Origin of the sequence: Edaphobacter sp. 12200R-103, from assembly GCF_010093025.1 — a bacterium.
In the GTDB taxonomy this organism is placed as follows: domain Bacteria; phylum Acidobacteriota; class Terriglobia; order Terriglobales; family Acidobacteriaceae; genus Edaphobacter.
Window position 1 is genome coordinate 3349704 of record NZ_CP048114.1, and the last position, 24540, is coordinate 3374243.

At 59.7% G+C, this 24540-nt stretch carries 25 protein-coding genes; 13 read left to right on the plus strand and 12 right to left on the minus strand.

From position 1 onward, the window contains the following. Positions 1 to 608 precede the first annotated feature (608 nt). Both dnaN and GWR55_RS13950 read left to right on the plus strand, forming a co-directional pair. The gene (dnaN, locus tag GWR55_RS13945; RefSeq protein WP_162402797.1) at positions 609 to 1772 is read left to right on the plus strand and encodes a DNA polymerase III subunit beta; all 1164 of its coding nucleotides are present in this window, start codon (positions 609 to 611) and stop codon (positions 1770 to 1772) included. Between the two features lie 70 nt (positions 1773 to 1842). Further along, positions 1843 to 2304: a GyrI-like domain-containing protein gene (locus GWR55_RS13950; protein WP_162402798.1), complete on the plus strand. Its 462-nt coding sequence runs from the start codon at positions 1843 to 1845 to the stop codon at positions 2302 to 2304. Positions 2305 to 2508: 204 nt separating this feature from the next. Here GWR55_RS13950 and thpR read toward each other — a convergent pair whose 3' ends face one another. After that, on the minus strand, positions 2509 to 3072 hold the full coding sequence (thpR, locus tag GWR55_RS13955; RefSeq protein WP_162402799.1) for an RNA 2',3'-cyclic phosphodiesterase: 564 nt from the start codon (positions 3070 to 3072) through the stop codon (positions 2509 to 2511). After that, entirely contained in the window at positions 3069 to 3596 is a 528-nt protein-coding gene (locus GWR55_RS13960; RefSeq protein WP_162402800.1) for an NUDIX domain-containing protein, read from the minus strand. Before GWR55_RS13960 ends, thpR begins: the two co-directional genes overlap by 4 nt. 53 nt (positions 3597 to 3649) lie before the next feature. Between GWR55_RS13960 and GWR55_RS13965 the strand changes: the two genes are divergently transcribed. Continuing rightward, positions 3650 to 4825: an acyltransferase gene (locus tag GWR55_RS13965; protein ID WP_162402801.1), complete on the plus strand. Its 1176-nt coding sequence runs from the start codon at positions 3650 to 3652 to the stop codon at positions 4823 to 4825. Between the two features lie 21 nt (positions 4826 to 4846). On the opposite strand, the gene GWR55_RS13970 is transcribed toward GWR55_RS13965, so the two are convergent. Together GWR55_RS13970 and GWR55_RS13975 are read right to left on the minus strand one after the other, a co-directional pair. Next, entirely contained in the window at positions 4847 to 5833 is a 987-nt protein-coding gene (locus GWR55_RS13970) for an alpha/beta hydrolase (protein WP_162402802.1), read from the minus strand. 67 nt (positions 5834 to 5900) lie between these two features. Next, positions 5901 to 6206: a carboxymuconolactone decarboxylase family protein gene (locus GWR55_RS13975; protein ID WP_162402803.1), complete on the minus strand. Its 306-nt coding sequence runs from the start codon at positions 6204 to 6206 to the stop codon at positions 5901 to 5903. Between the two features lie 417 nt (positions 6207 to 6623). On the opposite strand from GWR55_RS13975, the gene ruvX reads away from it, so the two are divergent. Together ruvX and efp are read left to right on the plus strand one after the other, a co-directional pair. Beyond that, positions 6624 to 7079, plus strand: coding sequence for a Holliday junction resolvase RuvX (gene ruvX, locus GWR55_RS13980; RefSeq protein ID WP_162402804.1), 456 nt, complete (start codon positions 6624 to 6626; stop codon positions 7077 to 7079). Positions 7080 to 7155: 76 nt separating this feature from the next. Then, positions 7156 to 7731, plus strand: a complete 576-nt coding sequence (gene efp, locus GWR55_RS13985) for an elongation factor P (protein ID WP_162402805.1) — start codon at positions 7156 to 7158, stop codon at positions 7729 to 7731. A gap of 132 nt (positions 7732 to 7863) precedes the next feature. Here efp and GWR55_RS13990 read toward each other — a convergent pair whose 3' ends face one another. The 5 genes from GWR55_RS13990 to GWR55_RS14010 form a co-directional block, all read right to left on the minus strand. Next, positions 7864 to 8715 carry a hypothetical protein gene (locus tag GWR55_RS13990; protein WP_162402806.1) on the minus strand — a complete coding sequence of 284 codons (852 nt, stop codon included), beginning with the start codon at positions 8713 to 8715 and terminating at the stop codon, positions 7864 to 7866. An 11-nt stretch (positions 8716 to 8726) separates the two neighbouring features. Continuing rightward, positions 8727 to 8939 (minus strand): hypothetical protein, encoded by a 213-nt coding sequence (locus GWR55_RS13995; RefSeq protein ID WP_162402807.1) that lies wholly within the window; start codon positions 8937 to 8939, stop codon positions 8727 to 8729. Positions 8940 to 9068: 129 nt separating this feature from the next. Further along, complete coding sequence (locus tag GWR55_RS14000; protein ID WP_162402808.1) at positions 9069 to 10085, minus strand: zinc-dependent alcohol dehydrogenase family protein; 1017 nt, start codon at positions 10083 to 10085, stop codon at positions 9069 to 9071. Positions 10086 to 10278: 193 nt separating this feature from the next. Further along, a complete protein-coding gene (locus GWR55_RS14005; RefSeq protein WP_162402809.1) occupies positions 10279 to 11601 on the minus strand; it encodes a M56 family metallopeptidase in 1323 nt (440 codons plus the stop codon). Then, entirely contained in the window at positions 11598 to 11975 is a 378-nt protein-coding gene (locus tag GWR55_RS14010) for a BlaI/MecI/CopY family transcriptional regulator (protein ID WP_162402810.1), read from the minus strand. Before GWR55_RS14010 ends, GWR55_RS14005 begins: the two co-directional genes overlap by 4 nt. A gap of 215 nt (positions 11976 to 12190) precedes the next feature. Here GWR55_RS14010 and GWR55_RS14015 point away from each other — a divergent pair, with 215 nt between their 5' ends. Then, the gene (locus tag GWR55_RS14015) at positions 12191 to 13906 is read left to right on the plus strand and encodes an alpha-N-arabinofuranosidase (protein WP_162402811.1); all 1716 of its coding nucleotides are present in this window, start codon (positions 12191 to 12193) and stop codon (positions 13904 to 13906) included. A gap of 52 nt (positions 13907 to 13958) precedes the next feature. Here GWR55_RS14015 and GWR55_RS14020 read toward each other — a convergent pair whose 3' ends face one another. Further along, positions 13959 to 14849: an SMP-30/gluconolactonase/LRE family protein gene (locus tag GWR55_RS14020; RefSeq protein WP_162402812.1), complete on the minus strand. Its 891-nt coding sequence runs from the start codon at positions 14847 to 14849 to the stop codon at positions 13959 to 13961. Between the two features lie 493 nt (positions 14850 to 15342). Between GWR55_RS14020 and GWR55_RS14025 the strand changes: the two genes are divergently transcribed. The 4 genes from GWR55_RS14025 to GWR55_RS14040 all read left to right on the plus strand — a co-directional run bounded on the left by GWR55_RS14025 (position 15343) and on the right by GWR55_RS14040 (position 19815). Continuing rightward, a complete protein-coding gene (locus tag GWR55_RS14025) occupies positions 15343 to 15675 on the plus strand; it encodes a PadR family transcriptional regulator (protein WP_162402813.1) in 333 nt (110 codons plus the stop codon). 10 nt (positions 15676 to 15685) lie between these two features. Continuing rightward, positions 15686 to 18451 (plus strand): ABC transporter permease, encoded by a 2766-nt coding sequence (locus GWR55_RS14030; RefSeq protein ID WP_162402814.1) that lies wholly within the window; start codon positions 15686 to 15688, stop codon positions 18449 to 18451. Between the two features lie 376 nt (positions 18452 to 18827). After that, complete coding sequence (locus GWR55_RS14035; protein ID WP_238398425.1) at positions 18828 to 19208, plus strand: glyoxalase/bleomycin resistance/extradiol dioxygenase family protein; 381 nt, start codon at positions 18828 to 18830, stop codon at positions 19206 to 19208. Between the two features lie 169 nt (positions 19209 to 19377). Beyond that, positions 19378 to 19815, plus strand: coding sequence for a VOC family protein (locus GWR55_RS14040; protein WP_162402815.1), 438 nt, complete (start codon positions 19378 to 19380; stop codon positions 19813 to 19815). 197 nt (positions 19816 to 20012) lie between these two features. Here the strand turns inward: GWR55_RS14040 and GWR55_RS14045 are convergent, their stop codons facing one another. Next, positions 20013 to 20906 (minus strand): alpha/beta fold hydrolase, encoded by an 894-nt coding sequence (locus GWR55_RS14045; RefSeq protein WP_202925512.1) that lies wholly within the window; start codon positions 20904 to 20906, stop codon positions 20013 to 20015. A 128-nt stretch (positions 20907 to 21034) separates the two neighbouring features. On the opposite strand from GWR55_RS14045, the gene GWR55_RS14050 reads away from it, so the two are divergent. Both GWR55_RS14050 and GWR55_RS14055 read left to right on the plus strand, forming a co-directional pair. Next, a complete protein-coding gene (locus GWR55_RS14050; protein ID WP_162402816.1) occupies positions 21035 to 21619 on the plus strand; it encodes a YdeI family protein in 585 nt (194 codons plus the stop codon). 361 nt (positions 21620 to 21980) lie between these two features. Continuing rightward, positions 21981 to 22589, plus strand: coding sequence for a hypothetical protein (locus GWR55_RS14055; protein WP_162402817.1), 609 nt, complete (start codon positions 21981 to 21983; stop codon positions 22587 to 22589). Positions 22590 to 22716: 127 nt separating this feature from the next. Here GWR55_RS14055 and GWR55_RS14060 read toward each other — a convergent pair whose 3' ends face one another. Further along, positions 22717 to 23418 carry an alpha/beta hydrolase gene (locus GWR55_RS14060; protein WP_162402818.1) on the minus strand — a complete coding sequence of 234 codons (702 nt, stop codon included), beginning with the start codon at positions 23416 to 23418 and terminating at the stop codon, positions 22717 to 22719. Between the two features lie 130 nt (positions 23419 to 23548). Here GWR55_RS14060 and GWR55_RS14065 point away from each other — a divergent pair, with 130 nt between their 5' ends. Beyond that, complete coding sequence (locus tag GWR55_RS14065; protein WP_162402819.1) at positions 23549 to 24454, plus strand: LysR family transcriptional regulator; 906 nt, start codon at positions 23549 to 23551, stop codon at positions 24452 to 24454. Positions 24455 to 24540 lie beyond the last annotated feature (86 nt).

Sequence of the window (24540 nt, forward strand, 5' to 3'; positions counted from 1 at the left end):
GGGTTATCCTCGGGGCTTTCTGGAAGGTGTGGGAAACGGGGCTGCTGCAAGATGCTGAAGATGTTGGTTTTGGCAAACATTCCCACGATGGGCACGGGGTCTTCTCCGTGGGTGAGCTGGAGGGGCTGTTAAGAACAGGGATAAATGGGGGTCGAAGCCGGGATTTCAAACCGGTTGTCCCGATCTTGCAAATCCAGCGGGCGGGTTTTCTAAAACGGGACACACTATTAAGTCATTTATCAATAAATAGATAGGAAGGTTATCCACTTTTCCAGCGAGAACGATTACGACGGCGAGCATTCTGTCTTTAAAGCTCTTTCTCTCTTAAAAGCCGTACTCGCACGAGCAGCGTTGCAGATGCCTGGCAGGTCCGTGGCGGGGTGGCGGTATTGCCACACATGGGCATCTTTTCCCACAGAGATTTTCGTCGCGTCGAGCGGGGTCTGCGCCCTAGAATCAAGCTGTCGCGCAGTGCGAGGATATGCAGTCGTAGAATCTGTGGCCGGATTCGTTGTACAGTTTGGCCAGCAGCGATAAATCGATGCGAAACGGCGCAACGCGGCACGACGGGAGAGAATACTGTGACTACGGCTACCCAGGATTCGGAGATGACGACAAATGCAGCCCCTACGGGGAATCTTGAGATCACTGTCTCCCGCGCGGAGCTTCTGCGTGAGCTGACGGCGGCGCAGTCGGTCGTGGAGCGCAAGACGACGATTCCGATCCTTTCGAACTTTCTGTTTGAAGCCACGCAGGACGAGGGCGGCGACCGTCTGACGATTACGGCGACGGACCTGGACCAGAGCATGAAGACGAGCTGCTCGGCGCGGGTGAAGAAGCCGGGGGCGTGCACGATCCCGGCGCGCAAGCTGTACGACTACATCAAGCTGCTGCCTGAAGGCGATATCTCCATCAAGCTGATGGACAACCACTGGGTGCAGATTCGCGCTGGCCGCTCGAACACGAAGATGGTCGGGATGGCGCGGGTGAACTTCCCCCAGGTTCCGGAGTTTCCGGCTGCGGGAGCGGTGAAGCTGCCGGTGGCTGGGCTGAAGAACCTGATCTCGAAGACGATCTTCGCAATCTCGAACGAGGAGTCGCGCTACACGCTGAATGGAGCCCTGCTGGTGCTGAAGGCGGAGTCGATGGCGATGGTGGCGACGGATGGGCATCGGCTGGCGCACATTGAGAAGGTGAACGAGCAGCTGGAGGGCGTCCAGGGCGAGAAGAAGACGCTGATTCCGCGCAAGGCGCTGGGGGAGCTGTCGGGCCTGCTGTCGAATACGGATGCGGAGTCGATCGAGTTTGCCGATGACGAGCAGACGCTGTTCTTCCGCGTCGGTGGGCGTGTGCTGACGAGCCGCAAGCTGACGGGTCAGTTCCCCAACTATGAGGCCGTGCTGCCGCGCGACAACACCAAGTTTGTGATTGTGCGCTCGGAGGACCTGATGGGTTCGATCCAGCGCGTGGCGCAGTTTGCCGATGAACGCTCGGGCGCGATCAAGCTGCGGCTGGAGCAGAATGAGCTGAAGCTTTCGTCGTCGTCGACCGACGCGGGCGAGTCGGAGGATTCGATTGAGACGCCGTATAACTACGAGCCGCTGGTGGTGGGGTTCAACAGCCAGTACCTTCTGGACTTTCTGAAGGCGATCGGGAATACGGGCGAGGTGAGGCTGGAGTTCAAGGATGCGCAGTCGGCCGGGCAGATGCGGCCCGAGGATGGAAACGATGAGGTTCGCTATCGCTACATCCTGATGCCGATGCGGATCTGAGCCGGTTGAGGACGAGTTGTGATGAGCGCGCCTTGCCGGGCGCGCTCTTTGTTTTGGAGGAGGTTTCAAGATGATCAGCGTGCCGCATATTGTCGAGTCGCCGCAGCAGAGGATAGCGTTTATCCGGGTAAAGACTCCGCGGGGTGAGATTGTGCATGCCATGCGCGTGGGGCTGGAGGAGCTGGGCCGCGTGCTGAAGCGGCAGAATGTTGCTCCGTCCGGTCCGTGGTTTACGCATCATTTTCGGCGTCCGGATGAGAGCTTCGACTTCCGCATCTGCTTTCCGGTGGAGAGCGATGTTAAGCCTGAGGGACACGTAGAGGCGGGAGAGCTGGAGGCGGCGCGGGTGGTGCAGGCGGTCTACAGCGGAGGCTATGAGGGGCTGGGTGGCGGCTGGGGTGAATTGCACGAGTGGATTGCTGCCCACAACCTGAAGACGCGCGACGATCTGTGGGAACGGTACCTGATGGGTCCGGATATGAGCAGCGACACGACGGAGTGGAGGACGGAGCTGAATCGTCCGCTGGAGTAGGGAGTTGATTTGGCCGGGATGGCAGCGAGGGTGGAAAAGCAGATCCCTCCACTTCGCTGCGCTTCGGTTGGGATGACACTTCTTTTTTGGGGGACATCCTGCAAAACCCACCTTAGCTTCGCGAAGGTGGGGCACCCGGTTTTGTGGCTGTGCGAGAGATCCGGTTTGTGGCTGTGCGAGATATTTCGATGCGTTTTTTGTCTTTTATTGCGCTGGAGGCGAGGACAGGGGGAAGCGGGCGCGGATCTCGTAGCGTGAGCCGGTGGGAGTGGGGAGGCTCTGGTAGAGGAGGAATTCGTGCGCGGTGAAGGACGGAAGCGTATGGGGCGAGTGAAGGTGCTCGAGCAGTGCGTGGAGTCCGCGGCGTCCTTCATGGCCCTTGCTGCGCACGAGGGTGATGTGGGGATGGTAGGGGTGGTCTTCAGGCCGGATGCCGCAGAGTGCCGTGGCGGCTACGACGTGGCGCTCGAGTGCGGTGAGGTGCTGTGAGGGCAGCACGCCGATGTGAAAGACGCCGGCGCGTTCGAAGACGTCAGGGACGCCGAGGTGGATCGCGAGCGGTGGACGGTGAATCTCGCTGAGGCGGGCGAGGAGAGATTCGTAGCACTGCGGATCGGTTGCGCCGAGGAACTGGAGAGTGATGTGCCAGGATTCGGGGCTGGACCAGCGCAGGCCATCGCCGGCGCGGCGCAGCGATGCGGTGAGGCGTTTGAGCGCATCGGTGAGTGCGGGGTCGAGGGCGATTCCGACGAAGAGACGCATCTTCATGGTGTGCTCTCCGAGGGAATCCTGGTTGAGGCGGATCGTGGGCCTGGGATGCGTTCGACGAGGCGTTCGAGTGCGGGCTGCTGGCTGGCGAGGATGCGGGTGCGGGCTTCCGTGAGCGGGAACCATGCGCCGCGATCGACTTCGGGGAAGCCGGCGCGGCGGCCGGAGCGGGGAGGCCACTCCATCTCGAAGGTCATGCTGACGAGTGCGTCGGGGTCGCAGTCGCCTTCGATGGCCCAGAGGGTGACGAGTTTGCCGCCGGTCTGACGAATCTCGCCGAGCGGGAGGAAGTTGCCCTCAGCGGTGAAGCCGGTCTCTTCGCGGAACTCGCGGATGGCGGCGGCGAGAGGATCTTCGTCGTCGCTGTACTCGCCCTTGGGGATGGTCCAGGCGCCGAGGTCTTTCTTCGCCCAGAAGGGTCCGCCGGGATGCACAAGGAAGACTTCGAGCGTGGCATCGGGCGCGGTCCCGGATACGTCTTCGCGGTAACGGTACATCAGCAGGCCGGCGGATCGTTTTGGCATGACTTGCTCCACGAGATTGATTCGCTGCATGGCGTGTCGGATACTGCTGCGACATGAGCTTTCAGCAAAGTGCAGTCAGCGGCCGCAGCTGGAGACGCGTCGACGGGATCGACCTGCTGCGCGGACTTTCGATCTTCCTTGTTCTGATGAATCACGTCAATATGAGGTTGTTGTCGGCGCATGTGCCGTACACCAAAGGCATGCCGCCGCAGATGGCGGCCACGCTGGTGTGGAGCGGGCAGTATGGCGTACAGATCTTCTTCGCGGTGTCGGGATTCCTGATTACGTCGACGAGCATGCGCAGATGGCGATTCCCCGGAGGTGTGTCGCTCAAGGAGTTCTATACGCTGCGCGTGGCACGCATCGCTCCGTTGATGCTGCTGTTGCTGGCCGTGCTATCGGTGCTGCACCTGAGCGGCGTGCACGGCTATGTCGTCTCCGAGAAGGTCGGCGGGCTGAAGGCTGCGCTGGCCGCGGCACTGACGTTCCGCATCAATGTGCTGGAGGCGACGCGCGGGTATCTTCCGGCGGGCTGGGATATTCTCTGGTCGCTTTCGGTGGAGGAGGTCTTCTATCTCTTCTTTCCTGTAGTCGCCCTGCTGAGTCGTCGAACGAGAATGCTTGTCCCGCTGCTGCTGGTGTTTGCGATGGCGGGGCCGTTTGCCCGCGCTGCGGCGCTGCGGCATAACCCGGTCTGGTATGAGTACTCGTACCTGGGCGGGATGGATGCGATTGCGATGGGATGCCTGACCGCGATCCTTACCAGCGGGCGAGAGCTTACGAAGAGAGTGGTTTGGTGGTGCACTGCCTTTGGGATGGCGCTGCTGATTTTGATTCTTGGATTTTCGATCAGGGTGAATACGGCGGGGCTGGGGAGAAACGGGCTGAGCATGACGATCCTCGCGCTGGGCGCGTGCCTGGTGATCGCCGCGGCTGCGAGTTCGGGATGGCGCGCACCGCGTCTGCTGGAGCCGGTGCTCGCGCTGGGGCGGCTGAGCTACGAGATCTACCTGACCCACATCTTTGTCGTGATGGGGCTGTTCAGCGTGTTTCTCAGCGCGGGCAAGCCGATGCGTGGCGTTGCGGTGCTGTTCGCGGGCGTGATTGTCTGTGCCGGTCTGTTGGGCCTGCTGGTCTCGAAGCTCTACACGGAGCCGATGAATCTCTGGATACGGGCGCGTGCGGGGAAGGCTTCGCAGGAGGCCGGGATGGCGGTGGCAGGAAGATGAGCGGATGTTTCCTGGCGTCGGTTATACCGATGCTTTCGCGGTGGTCTGGCGGGCGAGAAACTCGCCGATGCGGGTCAGGATGGCGTCGGGGCCGTGTTCCGGGTCGGTGAGGACCTTGCGGTAGCGAAGAAAGCCGTGGATGTAGCCGGGGACGTCGATGTGTTCGACCGGGACGGATCTTTGACGGAGGCGACTGGTGAAGGCGACGCCTTCGTCGTGAAGCACGTCGCAGGCCGCCGTGATGACGAGCGACGGTGGAAAGCGGTCGAGGTGCGGGGAGTAGAGCGGCGAGAGGTACGGGTCGCGGAGATGATCGTCGTCGAGCGAGGCGAGATCGCTGCCGAGGTACTGCTCCCAGTACCAGCGCATACCCACGGCGGTGAGAGCGAAGCCCTCGCCGAAGCGTTCGTAGCTGGGATAGGCGAGCGAGGCGTCGGTGACCGGGTAGATGAGAGCCGCAGCGTCGGGCAGGGCACGGCCAAAGGATGCCAGGTGGTGCATGGCGGAGGCGAGCAGATGTGCGCCCGCGCTGTCACCGGCGACGGCCAGGGTGCGAATATCGAGACCAAAGCCACCCGCGAGTGCGCGCGCCTGTTCGAGGATGGATGCGACTTCGAGGACGGGCCGTGGATGAATGTCCTCCGGGGCGAGGCTGTAGTCCACGCTGAGGATGATGTAGCGCGAGCGCAGGGCGAGGCCGCGGCAGATCATGTCGTGGGTGTCGAGATCGCCTGCGACCCATCCGCCGCCGTGCACGTAGACCAGCAGCGAGTCCGGTTCGGCGTCTTCGGCCTGGTACCAGCGCAGGCGAACCGGACCCTGCGAGCTTTCGGCGGTGCTCTCCCAGACGCGGTGGACGGGTTCGGCAGGTCCTCCGAGAAGATCGCCGAGCCGGTGGCTGGCGGCGCGGGTCGCTTCGATGGTGGCGGGGCCGGCTGCGGGATTGGGCCGCAGGATTCCGCTAAGGAGGTCGGCGACCTGCGGGTGCAACATCTCGGTGTCAGACATGGGAAGCCAGTTTACCCTCTGCGGGGCATGCCTGGCTTTCGATCCGGGAGATGCGGTTCGCGTGAGTCTACTCCTTGAAGAGATGGCTGGCGTGGGTTACGGCGGCTCCGGCACGCATGGCTGCTGCGACGACGGCTGTCTCGGCGAGCATGGCCTCGGTGGCTCCGGCCTGCACGGCGGCGCGGCGATGCAGCTCCAGGCAGTAGGGGCACTGGGTTGTAAGGGCGACGGCGAGGGCCATCAGCTGCTTGTGCAGGACATCGATGGAACCGGGCTGAAAGGCTGCCTTGTCGAACTCCCAGAAGGCCTTCATCTGGTCGGGTGCGTTCGCGTCCAGCTTCTTCAACAGGGTGAGGTTCTTCATGTCGTACATGGGCTTTGATCTCCTTTGTGGACTTTCTAGGAAGTAGAGTGCTGCCCTGGCAGAGAGGTCACAATAAAAGATCGGGTTGTATCGGCAGGATCGTCCTATCCCGCAGAAACGCAGATCCTTCGACTCGCTGCGCTCGCTCAGGATGACACGGGGAAGTAAATTTGCGGGTTCGTTCAAGGATGCGTCTTTGCCCGAACTGCCAGATGCGTCCTGTGAGGAGATCCATCCCCAATACCGGGGTTTCTCCGCTACGCAGGACGAGAATACCGTCCTGCACCGGTCGAAATGACGCTGCTTTGGAAGCAGATGACACTGCTTTCTAGATTGCCCTTCCGAAGAATACGTCCATATAGCCTCGGCATCACTATAGTCCTGCAAAGCAAGCACCTGCATGGAGAGCGGCGATAGACTCGAAGGATGGCGACGGGACGGGTGATGGCGCTCGATGTGGGCAAGGCACGGATCGGCGTGGCGCTCTCCGACCCTCTGGGTTACACGGCGCAGCCTCTGCTGACGATCTGGCGCAAGGGGCGGGGAGAGGATCTGCGCAGCCTGATGCGGCTGATCCGCAGGCATGAGGTTACGGAGATCGTCGTCGGCAACCCGCTGCATATGTCGGGCGATGTGAGTCCCTGGGCGGCAAAGGTGCAGGAGTTCGCCGAGGAGATCGGCGCGCGTTCGGGGGTTGCGGTGCATCTGTGGGATGAGCGGTTGAGCTCGGTTGCAGCGCACGAGATTCTTGATGAGGCCGGGCACGACCGCAGGGATCGCAAGCGGATTATCGACCAGGTTGCGGCGGTCGTGATTCTGCGCGACTGGATGCAGGCGCGCGAGGATGGCCGGGTTCAGCAAGAGCGCGGCGAAGCGATGTAGCCCGGCGGATACGCTTTGTCCGAAGCTGTTGCGCTCCCTATACTCGGAGAAGACAACAAAAGGATTCAGGAGTTTCATGGCTGCACTGATCGAAGCAATCGACATTAAGCGCAAGACACTGTTTGAGCACGAAGACACGCCGTTCTACTGCATGGATGTCGAGGTGAACTCGCCCACGGCGCGCGGCGGACAGACGCTGGTGCGCGTGAAGATGCGCAATCTACTGACGAACGCGGTCTTCGAGAGGACCTTCAAGGCCGGCGAGAAGTTCAAGGAGCCCGACCTCGAGCAGGTGGATGCGACGTATCTCTACAGCGATGGCGATGGATACCACTTTCTGGACCAGCAAAGCTTTGAGACGCTTACGCTGACGGAGAACATGGTCGGCAATGCGCTGGATTTTCTTGTCGATGGTTTGCTGATCCAGGTGAACAAGTACAACGGCAATCCTATCGGGCTGGAGCTGCCGATCTTTGTCGACCTGGCGGTGACAGAGACGGAGCCGGGGCTGAGCGGAGCCTCGCAGAGCGGAAGCGTGACCAAGGTGGCGAAGCTGGAGACCGGCCTCGATATTCGCGTGCCGCTCTTTATCAAGGAAGGCGAGAAGGTAAAGGTTTCGACGGAGAGCCGCGAGTTTGCCGGGCGGGCGTAGCGGTTCTTAACTGGTTTAGAAGGCCCGAGTTGACATCCTGCAAACCCACCTTAGCGACGATAAGGCCGTCGCGAAGATGGGGCACCCGATCTGTGGGCGATGCATGATTCCACCCTTCCTATGGAGAAACGGCTACGTGCCATCCTTCAGGCGATCCAGCAGGCGCGTCAGTATCTCGCGCTCTTCATCGGAAGGCTGGAACTGCAGCGGCTTGCGGCGGATGTAGCGCAGGTTGAGGTTGGCGATGTCGGAGGCCATCACGATAAACAGGTTGCCGGGGATGTTGAACCAGTACTCGTCGGGCACGGTTTCGAGATCCTCGGCCTTGGCTTTGCGGAACTCGGCGCGCTCGAAGCGTCGCGGGTTGGCCAATGTGATGCTCTGCAGCGAACCGTCGCTGTTCAGCATGCGGTCCTGCACGGTTCCCTGGTAGAGGCCTCCGGTCTTTGTGAGCACATCGGCCATGATGCGGAAGGTGCCTTCGGGCAGCAGCATGTCGCTGAAGAGCAGGTCCCACTCGGAGATGCGCGGCACGATGGTGGCCAGCAGGGTTCGCATCCAGCGCTGGTTCAGCCGGCGCCAGACGCGGTTGTAGTTCAGCACGATGGCCACGCGCAGCCCCGAAGCCAGCAGTACGAGGAAGTAGAGCCGCCACAGGATGGCGTAGTTCATCCAGAAGAAGGCGTACAGGCTGGTGAAGAACTGCTGGTGGTGCGTCTGGAAGAAGTTGTCGCTCTGCAGTGCGGAGAAGACGGTCTCTACGTCGCGCTGCGTTCCGCACGCCCAGAGCGCACCGGTCGCGTGTGCCCAGGCGACGGCGACGGCCAGGGGAATGGCGGCTCCGAGGATGGAGCGGGCGACCTCCTGGGCGTGGCTTTCGACACGGGTTTTGCGGAAGACGACGAGATCCGCCGCCCAGCGGGCGATCAGGTCGGGTCCAAGCAGGTAGACGGCGATGAGCAAGCTGACGAGAAGCGCCAGCACCGGTCAGGCTCCTATGCGACTGCTTCGCGAAGGTCGGCGAGGTTCAGCGTGATCTCGCCGAACGAGGTGGGGATGACGGCCGACTCGTGCGCGCGAAGCTGGGCCAGCACCGCGTCCTCATGCCGCTGAATGAACTCGATGATCTCGGAGCGCAGCCGCTTCTGGCTGGTGCCGATGTTGTCCTCGCGCAGCGAAAGCACGTACTCAAGCTCAGAGCTGCTCATCAGATGCCCTCACGACTGCACGATATTCGGTGCAGTTCAAGACGAAGATATCACGTGCTGTGGAAAATAGCGCGTGGTTGTGAAGATCAGGAATCTGGAGGATGCCCCGCTCAGGGTTTTGGATACAACTTAGAACTCGACGACGACCTTGCCGAGGGGGCCAGATTCGACCAGCGCGTGTGCCGCTTCAACCTGGTCGGCGGCAAAATGTTGGTCGTTGAGAAGCGGCTTCAGGCGGCCGGCATCTGCAATCGCCGCGGCCTGGCGCAGGATCTCGCCATGCCGCTTTTGGCCTGATCCGGTCAACAGAGGCATCAGGGTGAAGACGCCGGAGTAGGTGGCGCCTCGAAACGAGAGGGGAGCGAGAGCGTGCGTACCCCATCCGAGGCAACTGACGACATGTCCGGTATAGCGCTTGACGGCGGCGAAGGAAGCATCGAGCGTGGCGCCTCCCACGGTGTCGTAGATAATGTCGAATCCCTCGCCGTGGGTGTGCAGATCGATATACTGTTCGGTCGAGAGCGCGTGGTAGTCGATGGCGGTCGCGCCGAATGCTTCCACGATGTGCTTCTTCGTGGGCGAAACCGTCGCAAACACCTCGGCCCCGTAGAACTTTGCCAGCTGAATTGCGACGTGGCCTACGCCGCCTGCGCCTGCGTGAATGAGAACAGCCTGGCCGTCATGCACCCTGGCGCGATCGACGAGGCCCTCCCACGCGGTGATGGTGATCAGGGGAAGCGCCGCGGCTTCGCGCATCGAGAGAGAACGCGGCTTGTGTGCCAGAAGATCTGCGCTGACGGAGACAAACTCCGCGAGCGTGCCCTGGAGGCCACCGACTCCGCCGACCATCCCGTAGACCTCGTCACCGGGACGAAATGCTGAGACGGCTGCGCCGACCTCTTCGACGACGCCGGCCATGTCGAGACCGAGCACTGCCGGAAGCGGCTGGCGGGCGTGGGGCGCCTTTCCGGCGCGAATCTTGGTATCGAGAGGATTGACGCCGCTGGCCAGGATGCGGACCAGGACCTGATTGGCCGCGGGGACCGGGCGGGGAAGCTCGACCGGAACGAAGTGCGCTCCGGGTTCATGAATGACATAGGTGCGCACGCTGCAGGTCCTCGTTCCTGCCGGCGATGGAGGATGCATCCGCCGGCACAGGAGAGATAGTACAAGGGAATCAAAGATTCCGTTCACGCCCCTGGAGAGTGTGGGCCGCTTCGCCCGGCTGCAACAGCCCACTCTCTTTCAATCGAACGCTGTTGGTATTTGTCGGTGACTTGTACCCTCAACAAGGGGCTGGCCTGCAGCCGTCAATGCTATCTGCCGAAGGAGCCTTCTTTTAGAAATAGGCAAATTTCACTTCGACCTTAATCTGCCTTGAGACGGGCTTGCCTTCAGACAAGGCAGGCTTGAAGCGATATTCCTGAACCGCTGCCACTGCATTCCGGTCGAAGTCCGGTCGCAGGCTTCTGAGGATATGTACGTCCTGGGGCATACCCTGTTGATCTACCGTCAAACCAACCAGGCAGATTCCGCTCAGGTGAGCTTCTTTCCCTTCAGCTGGATATTCGGGCATTTTGCTGCTGATGAGCACAGGCATGCTCGGATGAGCTTCTTCCTTTGCCATGGCTCTTCCGGTTAATCCATTCGCTTCTGTGCCGATCTCTGTCCTCAAGGTGAGCGCTGAAGCGCATGTTCCAAATCCAATCGCTGCACATGCCACAAATGTTAGAGTGCGTAGCACACTTCCTGAGCTTGCGGTTCCGGCGGTCAGGCGCATAATTCTCCTCTCAAAATGGTTGGCATCGAAGATTCCGATGGCGTGGATGTCGACCTGAGGGCGTTCCAGCATCGCGGACGCCAGACGCAGCAGCGATCGTGCGTAGGTTTGCGGACCGTCGAGCATCTCTGCGGCGATGGCATCGCAGACCATCTCGCGACTCTCCGACAACCGAGCCCGGGTCAGCCACAGAAACGGATGAAATGCGCAAGGCAGCGAGACGAGGCTGTAGAGCAGGTTCTTGAGGAAGTCATGACGGGCCATATGAGCGCATTCGTGCGCCATGACCGCATCGAGATCCTCTGCCGTGTGACTGGCGAATCCTCGCGGAAGAAGAAGCAATTTTCTCCGCACTCCTACAGTGACCGGTCCCGGAATCTCTGCAGATTCTGCAATTCCGGCGTCGACACTGAGGAAGGCAGCCACCGTTCGCCAGCGATCCGCCACGCGTTCCTCGCAGCGTTCGTCCGCGCGCATGGCGATCCGATGCGTCTTCCAGAGGCTGTACGCCAGTCTCGTTGCAAAGTATGTCAGGCCGGCAATGTAAACCGTCGCAATTGCAGCTAAGGCATCGTGCGAAAGAATCAGCTTCCTCTCGTGGCCGCCTGCAAACGCGCTGAACGTGATGGCCGTGCGGCTGTGAACCGGAGAAGAGATTCCCGACAGGCCAAAGAGCCGCAGAATTTCGATATTGAAGAGGTGAAGCTGTATGGCCGGCAACAGCGCTTCGGTGACGAGAGCAAACACCCATATCCTGTGCGCCGGTCCCGGTCCCAGCCTTTGCGCAAGACGTGCTGCAGCCCACGCTGCCGCGAAGATCAGCGGAACGATCCACAGGGCATTCGCGAGATACGAGACGAGCCACATCTCCAGCGCGTTCATTCTCCGTCTCCTTCTTCAAGGCGCTTTGTCAGCCTTGCGATGGTCTCCCGATCCAGCTGCCTGCTCTTGATCAGGCTCATCACCAGCTCCTCACTTGAGCCACCGAACATGCGATCCACAAGGTCGCGCACAGCGTGGCTCACGGCCTTCGATTCACTCACGGCAGCGCTGTATTCGTAGGCGCGTCCGCGCAGCTTGCGCTTGACCTTTCTCTTGCGCTCGAGAATGTTCAGCATCGTTTGAACCGTGGTGTAGGCGAGCGGCTCATCGAGATCCTCCTGGACCTCGGTCACATTGCTGGGGCCGCGCCGCCAGACCACCTGCATGATCTTCAACTCCAGCCTCGTCAAGCCGTCTTTTTCCTTGTGTCCCATGCGCGTCTCCTAATTTATTAGGAGATTAGGACGAGACCCTCTCCTTGTCAACTAAAACTTTAGGACTTAACCGTGGTTCCGATTCTTTCCCGTGCCGGTCCGGCCCTCGTCCCAGCTCGTAGGCTGAAGGCACTTTGCGGAGGGGTGCGTCTTCCTACTTGAACCTTCTTCGTATCCTCCGATATTGTTGGCACGTACTCCGGGAGAACGTTTTCATGACACGAACCAGCTCGTCGCGCCGCCGCTTCCTTAAATCGTCCTCGCTTGCAGCGGCTGCCGTTGCACTGCGCGGTTCCAGCCTGCTTGCGCAGAGCTCTGCCCAGGTCGACGCGCATATCGACATCGATCCCGGCGAGACGATTGCCACCATCTCGCCGGAGATCTACTCGCACTTTATCGAGCATCTTGGCGGCGTGATCTATGACGGCGTGTGGGTTGGAGAGGGATCGAAGATCGCCAACGTGGGCGGCATCCGCAAGGACTTCATCGACACCATGCGCGCCGTGCAGGTGCCCGTGCTGCGCTGGCCGGGCGGCTGTTTTGCCGACTCCTACGACTGGCGCGATGGCATCGGTCCGCGCGACAAACGGCCGAACCGCGCGGGCTTCTGGAAGCAGCAGGAATCGAACCAGTACGGCCTGCACGAGTTTATGCGCACCTGCCGGGCAATCGGGTGCAAGCCTTATCTTGCGGCCAATCTGCGGACGCAGCCGGCGCGCGACTTCTACCAGGAGATCGAGTACTGCAACGCTCCTGCAGGCAATCTTCCTTCGAACTCGGCTGCGCCTGCGGCTCCCGATGCGCTGGCCGCGCAGCGTGAAGCCAATGGCGATCGCGAGCCCTTCAACGTCGATCTTTGGGGCGTCGGCAACGAGTCGTGGGGCTGCGGCGGCAATCTCACTCCCGAAGAGTACGCCATGGAATTTCGCCGCTTTACGGCGTGGACGCCGACCTATGGAGACACCCCGCTGCGCTTTGTCGCGGTGGGTCCCAACGGGGACGATGTCGACTGGACGAGCCGATTGTTCAAGGCGCTCTACGGCAACCCGGAGCGGCGTCATCTGTGGGGACTCTCCGTTCATTACTACACGTCGGGCAGTCCGACGAAGTTTGCCGCGGGCGATGCGCTGAAGTTCAACGACGACGAGTTCTACGATCTGCTGACGCGCGGAAGCCTGATGGACAAGGTCATCACGGACCACTGGAACGCGATGAGCAGCGCCGTTCCCAGCGCGCTGTCGAGGGAGCAGCCCTCGGTCAAGCTGGTCGTCGACGAGTGGGGAGCGTGGTACGGCAAGGGCACGGAGCTTGCGCCCGAGTACAACCTGTCGCAGCAGTCCACCATGCGCGATGCGCTTTTGACCGGCATCACGTTCGACATCTTCCAGCGCCATGCGGACAAGGTTGGCGTCGCTGCCGTCGCGCAGTCAATCAACTGCATTCACTCGCTGATGCTGGCGCAGGGGGACAGGTTCTGCGTCACGCCGACCTTCCACGTCTTCCAGATGTATCTTCCGCATCGCGGAGCGCAGTCGGTGCGCGCAGATTTTACGGCGGCCTCGATTCCCAACCCCATGGGCAACACGGCAAGCCAGGTGGGAGGCAACAGCTACATCGGCCAGCTTCCTCCCATCAAGTCGCTTGCCGGTCTCAGCGGATCCGCCTCGGTCAAGGGCAAATCGCTCACGCTTACCGTGGTGAACCCGCACCTGACCCAGCCGATGACGACGGAGATCGCCGTGCGCGGCGCCTCGATTGCCTCAGCGAAGGGAACCGTGCTGGCGGAGAAGGATGTGCATGCGCACAACGACTTTGCGCATCCGGATGCGGTCAAGCCGCGCTCTGCCGGAGCCCTCAGTCCGGCAGGAGGAAAGCTTACTCACAGCTTTCCTCCTGCCAGCGTTACCTCGCTTGAGATCGCACTGGTGTGAAGAGGGCTTCCCGCATGCCTCGGGAGGAATAACCCGGGGCATGCCTTACGGTTTACTTCGGCATAGGGATGGAGACAGCCTGTCCCTTGCCGCGTTCGGCGATCCAGATCGTATCGCCTGATGCCTCCACTCCCGTGGGAGTCTTGAGGCCGTCCTTCAGCACCGTGACGCTGGCCTTGTCTCCATTCACCGTAATCGCGGAGATCTTGCCGCTGCCGTTCTCAGCCACAAGCAGCTTTCCTCCGGCTGCGCGCATGCCATCCGGTCCTTTGATTGGCTGGTCCATCCAGATATCGACGGGCGTTCCCGCCTTTCCACTGGCGTCCACGGGAATGCGATACAGCTTGTTGAAGAAGACGTTGTTCACATACAGCGTGCCATCCAGGAAGGTGATGCCGTCGACGCCCATCAGCGTGCGATGCTCGAGGAACAGCTCTGCCGTGGTGGCGCCGCTCGGCAGGCGATAGATCTTTCCGTTTGCGGTGTCGGTGATGTAGAGCGCCTTGTCCGGCCCGATGGCAAAGTCGTTGCACGTGTTGTTGTCGCCGGGCAGGTTCCAGCGAATCTTCGGTGCTCCGGTCGTAAGGTCGAAGCTCCTGAGCGCGGTATGCCGCTCGACCGGCGTCGTGTTTGGCACGGGAGTAAGCTGGCAGGTCCACAGGGTGTTGGTCGATGCATCCGCCAGCATGCCGAAGAAGAAGGTTCCCGGGCCTTCGGCGCTGGCATCGATAAACTTCTCCGCCGTAGAAGCGCCGGGCTTCACCTTGTAAACAAAGGGCGTGCTGGCGCTGCCGACGATCAGCACGCCTCCGGGAGCCACCGTCAGGCTCTCCGGCTGCGACTTCGCATCGGCGATCAGGATCTCGGCTGCGGACGCAACCTGGGCAAAGCTCACAATGAGAGCCGCGCATACAGTCAGGCATCGAGCGTTCAAAAACGACATGTCACATCTCCTCAGGGTTGATGGGTACGCAATCATCGCAAATTAGATCAGAGCAGAAGAATCTTTGAGGCTGGTTAAACATGACCGGCTTCTTCGAAGACAAAATGATAATCCTGCAATGTAGCTCTCGTCTTCCGCAAACAAAAAAGAAGCGGCGGTCCGGGGAAGGAGACTGGAGCGTTCTTCTGCCGGAAGCCGAGAGGGTAGAGCACGATAACAGGATGCGGGTCGGGCCGCGAATCTCAGCGTGCAATTGCCCTACTGGCCCGTCTGAGGTGCAGCTTCCGGCAACGGCATTTCAAGAGGCGAATGCCCGAGGGTCAGTCCAAACCCTTACTCAATGCGTGCATTGCCCTGATCTCGACATCCCAACCCGGCCTGGGAGGAAACAGTCTCTTTTGGTCCGCGAACGGGCGCAACGGCACTCATTCTTCCTATTGACAGTCTATAAGAGGCTTGCTATGGTCTTATCGACCATCTATAGGAGACTCGCATGCCGCCCGCTCAATCTGAATTGTTGCAGGGAACGCTCGATTTATTGATCCTGAAGTCGCTCGCATCCGGCGAATTGCACGGTATGGGTATCTCGCGTCGCATCGCGCAGATCACCAACGACACCTTTGACGTAAAAGCCGGCTCTTTATTCCCTGCTCTGCACAGGATGGAGGAGGCCGGTTGGCTCACGTCCTCATGGGGCGAATCGGAGACCAAACGGCGCGCCAAGTTCTATTCCGTCACAAAGGCTGGCAGGAAACAGCTTCATAGCGAGTCGGAGCGATGGGAGAGGATTTCCATTGCGATGGCGTGTGCTTTGCGGGCCACATAGGAGGCTGGACGTGATTGCTCGTCTACGCGCGCTATGGCGAAATTTCTTTGATCGTGGGACCGTCAACCGGGACCTTGATGAAGAAATACGCGGCTATCTCGAAATGCTGGCTGCGGAGAAGGTACGGGGCGGTATGACCCCGGATGAAGCTCTTCGGGAAGCCAGACGGGAGTTTGAGGGCGTTGAACAGGTGAAGCAGAGTGTTCGCGATATCAGGACAGGAGTCTCTATGGACACCATGATGCAGGATCTTCGATATGCTCTTCGGACTCTTACCAACAGTGCCGGTTTCTCCGCGGTAGTGGTTCTCACGCTGGCCTTCGGTATCGGTGCCAACACCGCGGTTTTCACGCTCATCCACGCGGTGATGCTCAAGCAATTGCCGATCGCCAATCCGCACCAGCTTTACCGCGTCGGTGAAGGCGAATTCTTCTGTTGCGAGTGGGGAGGCCTGCAGGATACATGGGGTACCTTCGACTACCAGTTCTACAAGCATCTGCGCGATACCGATCCGTCCTTCGATCAGATTGCCGCGTTTTCCGGCAGCACACCCTCTTTCAATCTGCGGCGCGCAGGCTTGTCGTCAGTGGCGCAGTCCGCCAATGGCGAATATGTTTCCGGCAACTACTTTTCGACGTTAGGGCTTCAAGCCGCTGCAGGCCGCCTGCTTGGTCCGGCGGACGACCGGCCGGACGCGCCCGCCGCAGTCGTGATGGGCTTTCGGGCCTGGAAGCAGCAGTACGCATCCGACCCGTCCCTTATCGGATCGACTCTCTTGATCAACGGCTTGCCGGTTACGCTGGTCGGCATCGCACCGCAGGACTTTTTTGGCAACCGGCTTTCCGCCAACCCGCCAGAATTGTGGCTGCCCTTGAGCCTGCAACCGGCTTTTGAGGGGCAAGGACAAAAGTCTCTTCTCTATTCATCCGGAGACGCATGGCTTTACGTCATTGGCCGGCTCAAGCCTGGTCTTTCACCTGCCGCGGTACAAACGCGACTGACCGCAGAACTGCAGCAATGGCTTCGCGCTGAACACCGTGACAGAGGGGAAGACAAGGACAAGATCGATAAGCAGCACATTCGCCTTACACCCGGCGGCGCCGGCATCTCGTCCTTCCGCGATGGCTCAAAAAGCAACCTCTGGCTTCTCTCGGCCGCGTCCATTCTTGTTCTCCTGATTGCTTGCGCCAACCTCGCGAATTTGTTGCTGGCGCGTGGCGCATCCCGTCAGCAGCAGACGGCGCTGCGCCTTGCACTGGGGGCGGGACGTTCCCGACTCATTCGTGCCGTGCTCATGGAGAGCCTGCTGCTCTCCTTGACCGGCGGAGCGGTTGGGCTGGGGGTCGCCTACGCCGCTTCAAAGGCGATTCTTGTTTTGGCCTTTCGCGGCGCCACGTATGTTCCCATCAGCGCCTCGCCCTCTTTGCCCATCCTGGGGTTCGCATTGTGTCTCTCCATTCTCACGGCGATCGTTTTTGCGGTCGTACCAGCCTGGATCGGCACACGTGCGTACCCGTCGGACGGCCTGCGCCTCGGCAGCCGCGGCGCCACTCGACATGCTTCGCGGCCGCAGAAGGTTCTCATAATTGTGCAGGCAGCGCTCTCCGTCGTTCTACTTGCGGTCGCGGGCCTGGTCACGCAGAGTCTGCGCAATCTGGAAAAGACCAACCTTGGCTTTCAGCCTCAGGGCAGGCTCGTGGCCACGATCAATTTCAAGGCCGCAGGCTACACGCCGGAACGTCTCCCCGCCACCTATCAACAGGTGCAGAATCGTCTTGAGCAGATTCCCGGCGTGCGCAGTGCCAGCCTTTCGCTCAATAGTCCCCAGAATTTGTGCTGCATCTCACTGAACGTTTCCATCGGCGGCCACCCCGACAATCGACTGGAAAACATCGACGTGGGCTTTTCCCGTGTCAGTCCCCACTACTTTGAAACGATCGGCACGCCGCTTCAACGAGGCCGCGCTTTCAATCAGAACGACACACAGGCATCGCCCCACGTCGCTGTAGTCGACGAATCATTTGCCCGCACATTCTTCCCCGGCGAAGATGCCATCGGGAAGCACTTCGGCTCGTCCCTGCAAGGCCACGGATACGACTATGAAATCGTGGGCATCGTGAAGGACACGGCATATCGCAATCTCGGCTCGGTGCAGAGGCCCATGTATTTTCTTCCATTTTCACAGACCACGTCCTTCGGGCCCAGCGGCTATCAACGCCTGGAGGCAGGAACGCTCTATGCCTATCTGATCGAGCTTAGCGTCACCGGTGCTCCGGAGAGCTATGAAAAAGCCTTTCGCAGCGCCCTGGCCGAAATAGATCCCAACCTCTCGGTAATCAATCTCAAGAGTTATACCGAACAGGTGGCGATTCAATTCAACCAGCAGCGACTTCTCGCCCGCCTTACCGGCCTTTTCAGTCTACTGGCGCTCCTGCTGGCGTCGCTTGGGCTTTACGGAGTTACTGCCTACAATGTCAGCCGCCGCACCGCAGAAATCGGTATCCGCATGGCCTTGGGTGCCAATCGGAGCAACGTGGTCAGTATGGTGCTGCGTGGCGCCCTGCTGCAGGTTGCCGTCGGACTCGTCATCGGCACTCTAATCGCCATCGTCTGTGGTCGTTACATGGCGCATCAGCTTTACGGCGTAAGCCGCTTCGATCCGTGGGTACTCGGTGGAGCAATCCTGGTGTTGAGTGCCTGTGCGCTGATTGCTGGACTTGTGCCCGCACGTCGCGCCGCTTCCATCGAACCGGTCGAAGCGCTAAGAATCGAATAGTAAGAACGCTGCCATTCATGGTGTTCGCTCTTGGTACGAAGCGGCCAGGGTCGATTGGTACATCATCGCCAGGTCACGCATCGAGTACGAGATGAGCACCGGCAGGTAGGCTCATGGGAAGTGAACGAAAAAAAGCGGCGGTCCGGGGAAGGAGACCGGATCGTTCTTCTGCCGAAGGCGAGAGGAGAGAGCACGATGACAGGATGCTGGTCGGGCCGCGAATCTCCCAGTGGGATTTGCCCCACTGGCCGGGCTGAGGATGCAGCTTTCCGAGATCGGCGTTTGTCGGGAGTCTCTTTGCCCGTTTCAAGCCTCGTTTTTGGGCGGCCCAGACCCTTTATGGAATCTACAGAGATGCTGTAAGCTTCAGTGCAACATGAGCAACCGCTTTTCTGCGATGCTGCACATTCCCGGCGACGTTCGGGACGCCATTCTGTTTTATGGGCGGGCCTTTGGCGCCACGACAGGTTGGAGCACGCCTCCGGCCGAGGACATGGTGGCACAGCTCCTTGTCCATGGTGTGGAGTTCTGGGTGCATCCGGCGGACGAAGCGATCGGTAATCCGTCACCCGCACAGCTGGGCGGGACGGCAGTGCGGCTCATGCTCATCGTAGACGATCCGGATGCGGTGTTCGATCAGGCTGTAGCCGCTGGCGCGGTGGTCCGCTCCCCCGTGCAGAACCACGACTACGGATGGCGTGATGGCTCCGTTGTGGACCCGTTTGGACATCGCTGGGAGATCGGCAAGCCACTTTAGCGCATACGCTCATGATCGGAAAGCTGCTTCCGCAGGCCAGGGCGGTTGCGATCACTCAAGTTCTCTTCTCACAACAGCGTTTTTCGGGAGTGATCCTGCGATCACTTTCGGATTGCCGTGATCCGTCCCGACTAACGGCCGTTCGTGAACCATCTGATAGATTCGACGCATGGCGCTCAAACGGATGGATAACGTAGGAATCGTCGTCGATGACCTCGAAGGGACGATTGATTTCTTTCGAGAGCTGGGCCTTGAACTCGAAGGGCGGGCCACGATCGAAGGAGAATGGGCAGGACGTGTCACCGGACTTGCCGGCCAGCGTGTTGAGATTGCGATGATGCGCACGCCGGACGGCCATAGCCGTCTCGAGCTCTCCCGCTTCCTCACGCCGCCTGTCGTCGCGGATCACCGCAATGCCCCGGTGAACGCTCTAGGCTATCTCCGCGTCATGTTCGCCGTAGACGATATCGACGAGACGCTTGGCAGGCTTCGCAAGCGCGGCGCACAGCTCGTAGGCGAAGTAGTCCGATATCAGGACTCATATCGGCTCTGCTACATCCGCGGGCCTGAAGGACTTCTCATCGGACTCGCCCAGGAACTCAACTGAGCGCAATGTGCCCCGGCTCTTCGAAAGTTGCTTCGAATCCGCCGCGGAAGGCGGCTATCGTGAGCAATCATTAGCCTCCATGATGCGCGTTTTCGTTACTAATGATCCAGGCGGACTCAGGCCACGTTCAATGAGCAGATGGGCCTGCATGCACCATTTCGAGAACGCGCGCATGGGTGAATAGCTATCTGCCGCGGCTATACAGCATGAGAAAGAAAGGCCAAGGCCATCTCAGCAACCATCGTCGTGGAGAGGATGTTGTAGTGTGTCGCACCTGGCACAATACCGAGTCGAGCAGCAGGGCGTAGTGATCCATCCAGTCCTGCATCGCGCTTGCCCCCACCGAGAGCTTCATAGAACGCCACGATATGCTCAGGGCGAATAGAATCAGCGTCGGCAAAGATGAGTTCTATAGGCGATTTGACCTGTTTCACTTGCGCTGACCAGTCGAAATTCTGTGATTCCATCTGGCCAATCTTGCGCAGCAGGTTCTCCCAATTCACCTCTGGATAGAGTTTGCCTAGTGGTGATCCCTTGATGTTCTGCGCAATTTGCGCAGCATGGACACCCATCGCATCAAACGCCGCATTGACTTCAGGGTATGAGCCATCATGTGCCATCGCCGCCGAAACTACAATCAATCGCCTCACCGAAGCAGGGTGGCGAATCAGCGCCTGAAGGGCAACGCCACCGCCCAATGAATAGCCCAGAACATCGGCTTTCTCAAGTTTCAGATACGTGATCAATGCACCGACGTCGTCGGCCATGGATTCGAATCGAAGAGGGCGGTCAATATCCTTCGTATATCCGTGACCCTGTAGATGCACGACGATCACTTGCCGCGACTTGGCAAGCGCGAGTAGATTGGGACCGAACACCTCGCTCGCTGCAACTCCCCCGTGTAACAAAATCAGCGGTTCCCCGTCGCCATGGATCTCGAAATACATCTGCAAGCCGTTGACCTGAGCAAAACCTGATTTGGTATTCGCCGCCATCGCATCTAAAGGCTGCCGAGCTTGCGCGAAAGTGGGAATGATGGCTGCTGTACTCATTGCCACGCCTGCATGCGCGAGAAACTCTCTTCTTTGCATCGCATTGATCTCCGAACCGTCGGCGGGTACCCGAATATCCGGCTCCTGATTTGTATTTGATATCCGGGCCGTTGGAGGATCAACCACACAATAATCGCCGAGTCGCCGGTTAGCATTGTCTGGACAGAATGGAAGGTGCTGCGATGGAGATGGCTTATCGGGAGCGGTGGGCAGAAGAGATTGTGGAGATGCGAAGGCTGCTTGCCGACTTCGCCATGCAGGAAGAGTGCAAGTGGGGAAAGCCCACCTACACCGTGAACGGAAAGAATGTTGTCATCCTGCAAGGGTTTAAGGAGTTCTTTGCGTTGGGGTTCTTTCAAGGAGCGTTGCTGAAGGATCCGAAGAAACTCCTGGTGCAATTGGGGCAGACGCAGGCGGGGCGAGTGATGAAGTTCGCCGGTGCCGAGGAGATTATCTCCAAGGCTGCGACGATCAGAGCTTACGTGCGTGAGGCGATAGCCATTGAGAAGGCCGGGCTGCGCGTAGAGAAGAAGAAGACCGAGGACTTTCCCGTACCAGAGGAGCTGAAGGCAAAGTTCCAGAGCGATCCGCAGTTCAGGAAAGCTTTCCATGCCTTGACGCCAGGGCGCCAACGGGGATATTTGTACCACTTCGCCGCGGCGAAACAGGTGTCGACACGAGTGGCTCGGATAGAAAAGGCTATCCCGGCGATTCTCGCCGGACGTGGATTTCTAGAGCGCCCCAGGGGATAGCTCGGCCGCATCTCCACTCGACGGGCACGTATCGCTGCAACCAAAGGTGCAGGCTCCGAAGAGAGAGTCCTCGACGCTTCATGCAACCGATCGGCCCCAGCAAGACTCGTAGAAGCCATCTCTAAACCCTGTTCAGAGCCGGGGAAACCAATCGCTGTAAATCCTTCGGAGGCACCATTTCACTCAATTCAGGTCGACTCATCGTTACACTGGCGTCCTGAGGACTTCTCTGCGCAGCGCCAGCATTTGGCCAGCCGAACCAAAGATGCAAGCTTCAGGATCTCCAAGGCACTTACGGATTCACCCTCAAGGGTGACAGCTTGTCTCCGGACCGACTCGCGGATAGCATGATGCACTTGAGGTGCGACTGCTCATGAACATCTTCGGACGGTGGTTTGTCGCTAATGTGTTCGGTATGACAATCGGTTTGGGAACTCATTCTTTCCTGGCTCACGGATTTACCGGTCAGCATGGCAACGCGATGACGCCTGCCCAATGGATTGCCCACATCCTTTCCTTCGGCTGGGCATCCGCGATAATCTTTCTCTGTCAGCGCAAGTCCGCACCGGCGTTGTTTCAATCCGGTGTAGTGCCGGTCTTTCGCGCGAGCACTTTGGCGACCCTGGCTTTTCTCGGCGTGTGGTCTCTGGTCGGAATCCCTTTCGACATCCTGGCAGCGTTTCTTGCCTTCGGCCTGAGTTTGGGCCTGGCCCTTCGAAACCGAACAAAGGAAGCGGTGCTTGTCCTGACCGCGACCAGCGCAGTCGCCGGAATGGTTACGGTGGGATCAGGTCTCCCCATCGCCGGCAAACTTATGACGGCATTCGGCGGCGGACTCGCCGGAGACGCCACGCTTTGGACTTATATCGGAATAGTGGGTGGGGTGTCGTCAGGCCTGTTAGGATCATTCGCCCTGCGACGCGTAATCGCAAACGATTCAGCAGCAAAAGAAAAGGTAGCCGCAGGCTAGCAGTCGGCTTGTCATCAGGAATCCGTGGATGACGAGAACGGCGTTTATCAGGACCTCTCCTGCGAGAACCATGAAAATGACAGACCGCCTGCCGACGGTCTGTCGAGGGTGCGAAGTCTGCAACTCCTTAGGCTGTTTTGTTTCCTTGAATTGCTTTTGCCGCTTGTCGTATTACGTCAATGACAGCCTGGGGCCTGGAGAGCATCGGCACATGACTGCTTTCAACCTCGATTACAGTCGCTCCCATACGTTTCGAGACCCACCGTTGGAGATCGGGATGAACGGTATGGTCTTGCAGGCACAAGATGTACCAGCTTGGCTTCGACTTCCAGGGAGTGCTCTGGAGATTCTGCTGCGTGAAGAGGTCGGCATGAGGGGGGAAATGTGTCGCCCACACGAGCTTCTGTTCCTGCTCGGAAAGGTCTCCGCAGAAAAACTCAGTTCCGTTCGGAAGCATCCAGGCGTATCCGTCTGCGACCTCGACGCGAGAAAAGATGTCCGAGGGATACTTGTTGAGCTGGTCTTGTACCGTCTCGCCGACATCGGGGGCAACTGCTCCAATGTAGACGAGGCCGGCCACGCGATCATCGACTCCCGAGGCAGTGATCGTGGCGCCGCCATAGGAATGCCCGACAAGGAGCACGGGACTGCTGACCCGGTTGAGCGTGCGCTTCACCATAGCCACATCCTCTTCAAACGATTCCAGGCTGTATTGAACCGCAATGACCTCATAACCATCCGCCTGCAATGTGGGGATGACCTTGCTGAAGCACGACCCATCGGCCCAAATGCCGTGGCAGAACACAATGGTTGGTTTACGTGATGACATACTGATACTCCTGAGTTCTGAATTTCGGACAACACGAGTGTGATCCGTTAGCGATAGGTTCCTCCGGAACGAGTGCTTGCACAAATACTTTGAATGGTTTACCTATGCTTATAAAGCATAGGAGCGGGCCATGGAGCTTCGTCATCTCCGGTATTTCATTGCGGTCGCTGAGGAAGGAGGTCTTCTGCACGCCGCAGAGCGACGGCTCCATACCTCCCAGCCGTCGTTGAGCCGCCAGATTCGTGATCTCGAGATGGAGCTAGGCGTGAAGCTGCTTGAGCGAAAAGCGCGAGGCATTGAGCTCACTGCGGCTGGACGGGTATTCCTCGATCATGCACGGCTGGCATTGATGCAGATAGAGGTTGCGTGCGAAGCCGCACGAAATACGGAGCGACCTCACAAGCCGGGTTTTGGATTGGGGTTCCTGCCGGGACAGGAAGTAACCTGGCTGTCCGGGGCACTGCGGATATTGCGCGAGGAGGCAGCCGATGTTGACGTTACGATCACCACGAAATCCTCGCCCGAACTCGCGAATGCACTGATGCAGGGCGAAATCGATGTGGCTCTGCTGAGGCGGGAGACGCGGACTGCTGGGCTGGACTTCAAACTTCTCGTCAAGGAGCCTCTGGTCGCGGTCCTGCCTGCTCGCCACCGCCTGGCTCGGCACAAGGCAATACGGCCGGAGGACATCTGCCGCGAGGACTTTATCAGCACAGCACGTGCCGCACCCGTGCTCAAAACCGTGATCGACGAGTACGCGGCGAAGGTTGGCATCAAGCTGAAGCAGATTTTCGATGCCGAAACCCTATCGGGCGGTATGTCGTTGGTGGCTTCCACCGGCGGCTTTACGCTTCTGCCTGCCTATGTGCAAAGCGCACTGATTCCTTCGGTAGTTGCGAGGCCATTGCGTGGCGAGGTCCCAACCATCGATCTCGTGATGGGATACAACAAGTCGAATACATCTCCGTTGCTCAAGAAGTTTCTTCTTCGTGCAAGCGAACTCGCATCCGGTCGATCTCGGGATGAAGACACATGAGGTATGTTGAAAGGTCGGAAATGCAAGATTGTAGGGCAGAGACATGAGATTCTGACGGTGCGGGATCTTCGGATGCTCACGCGCCC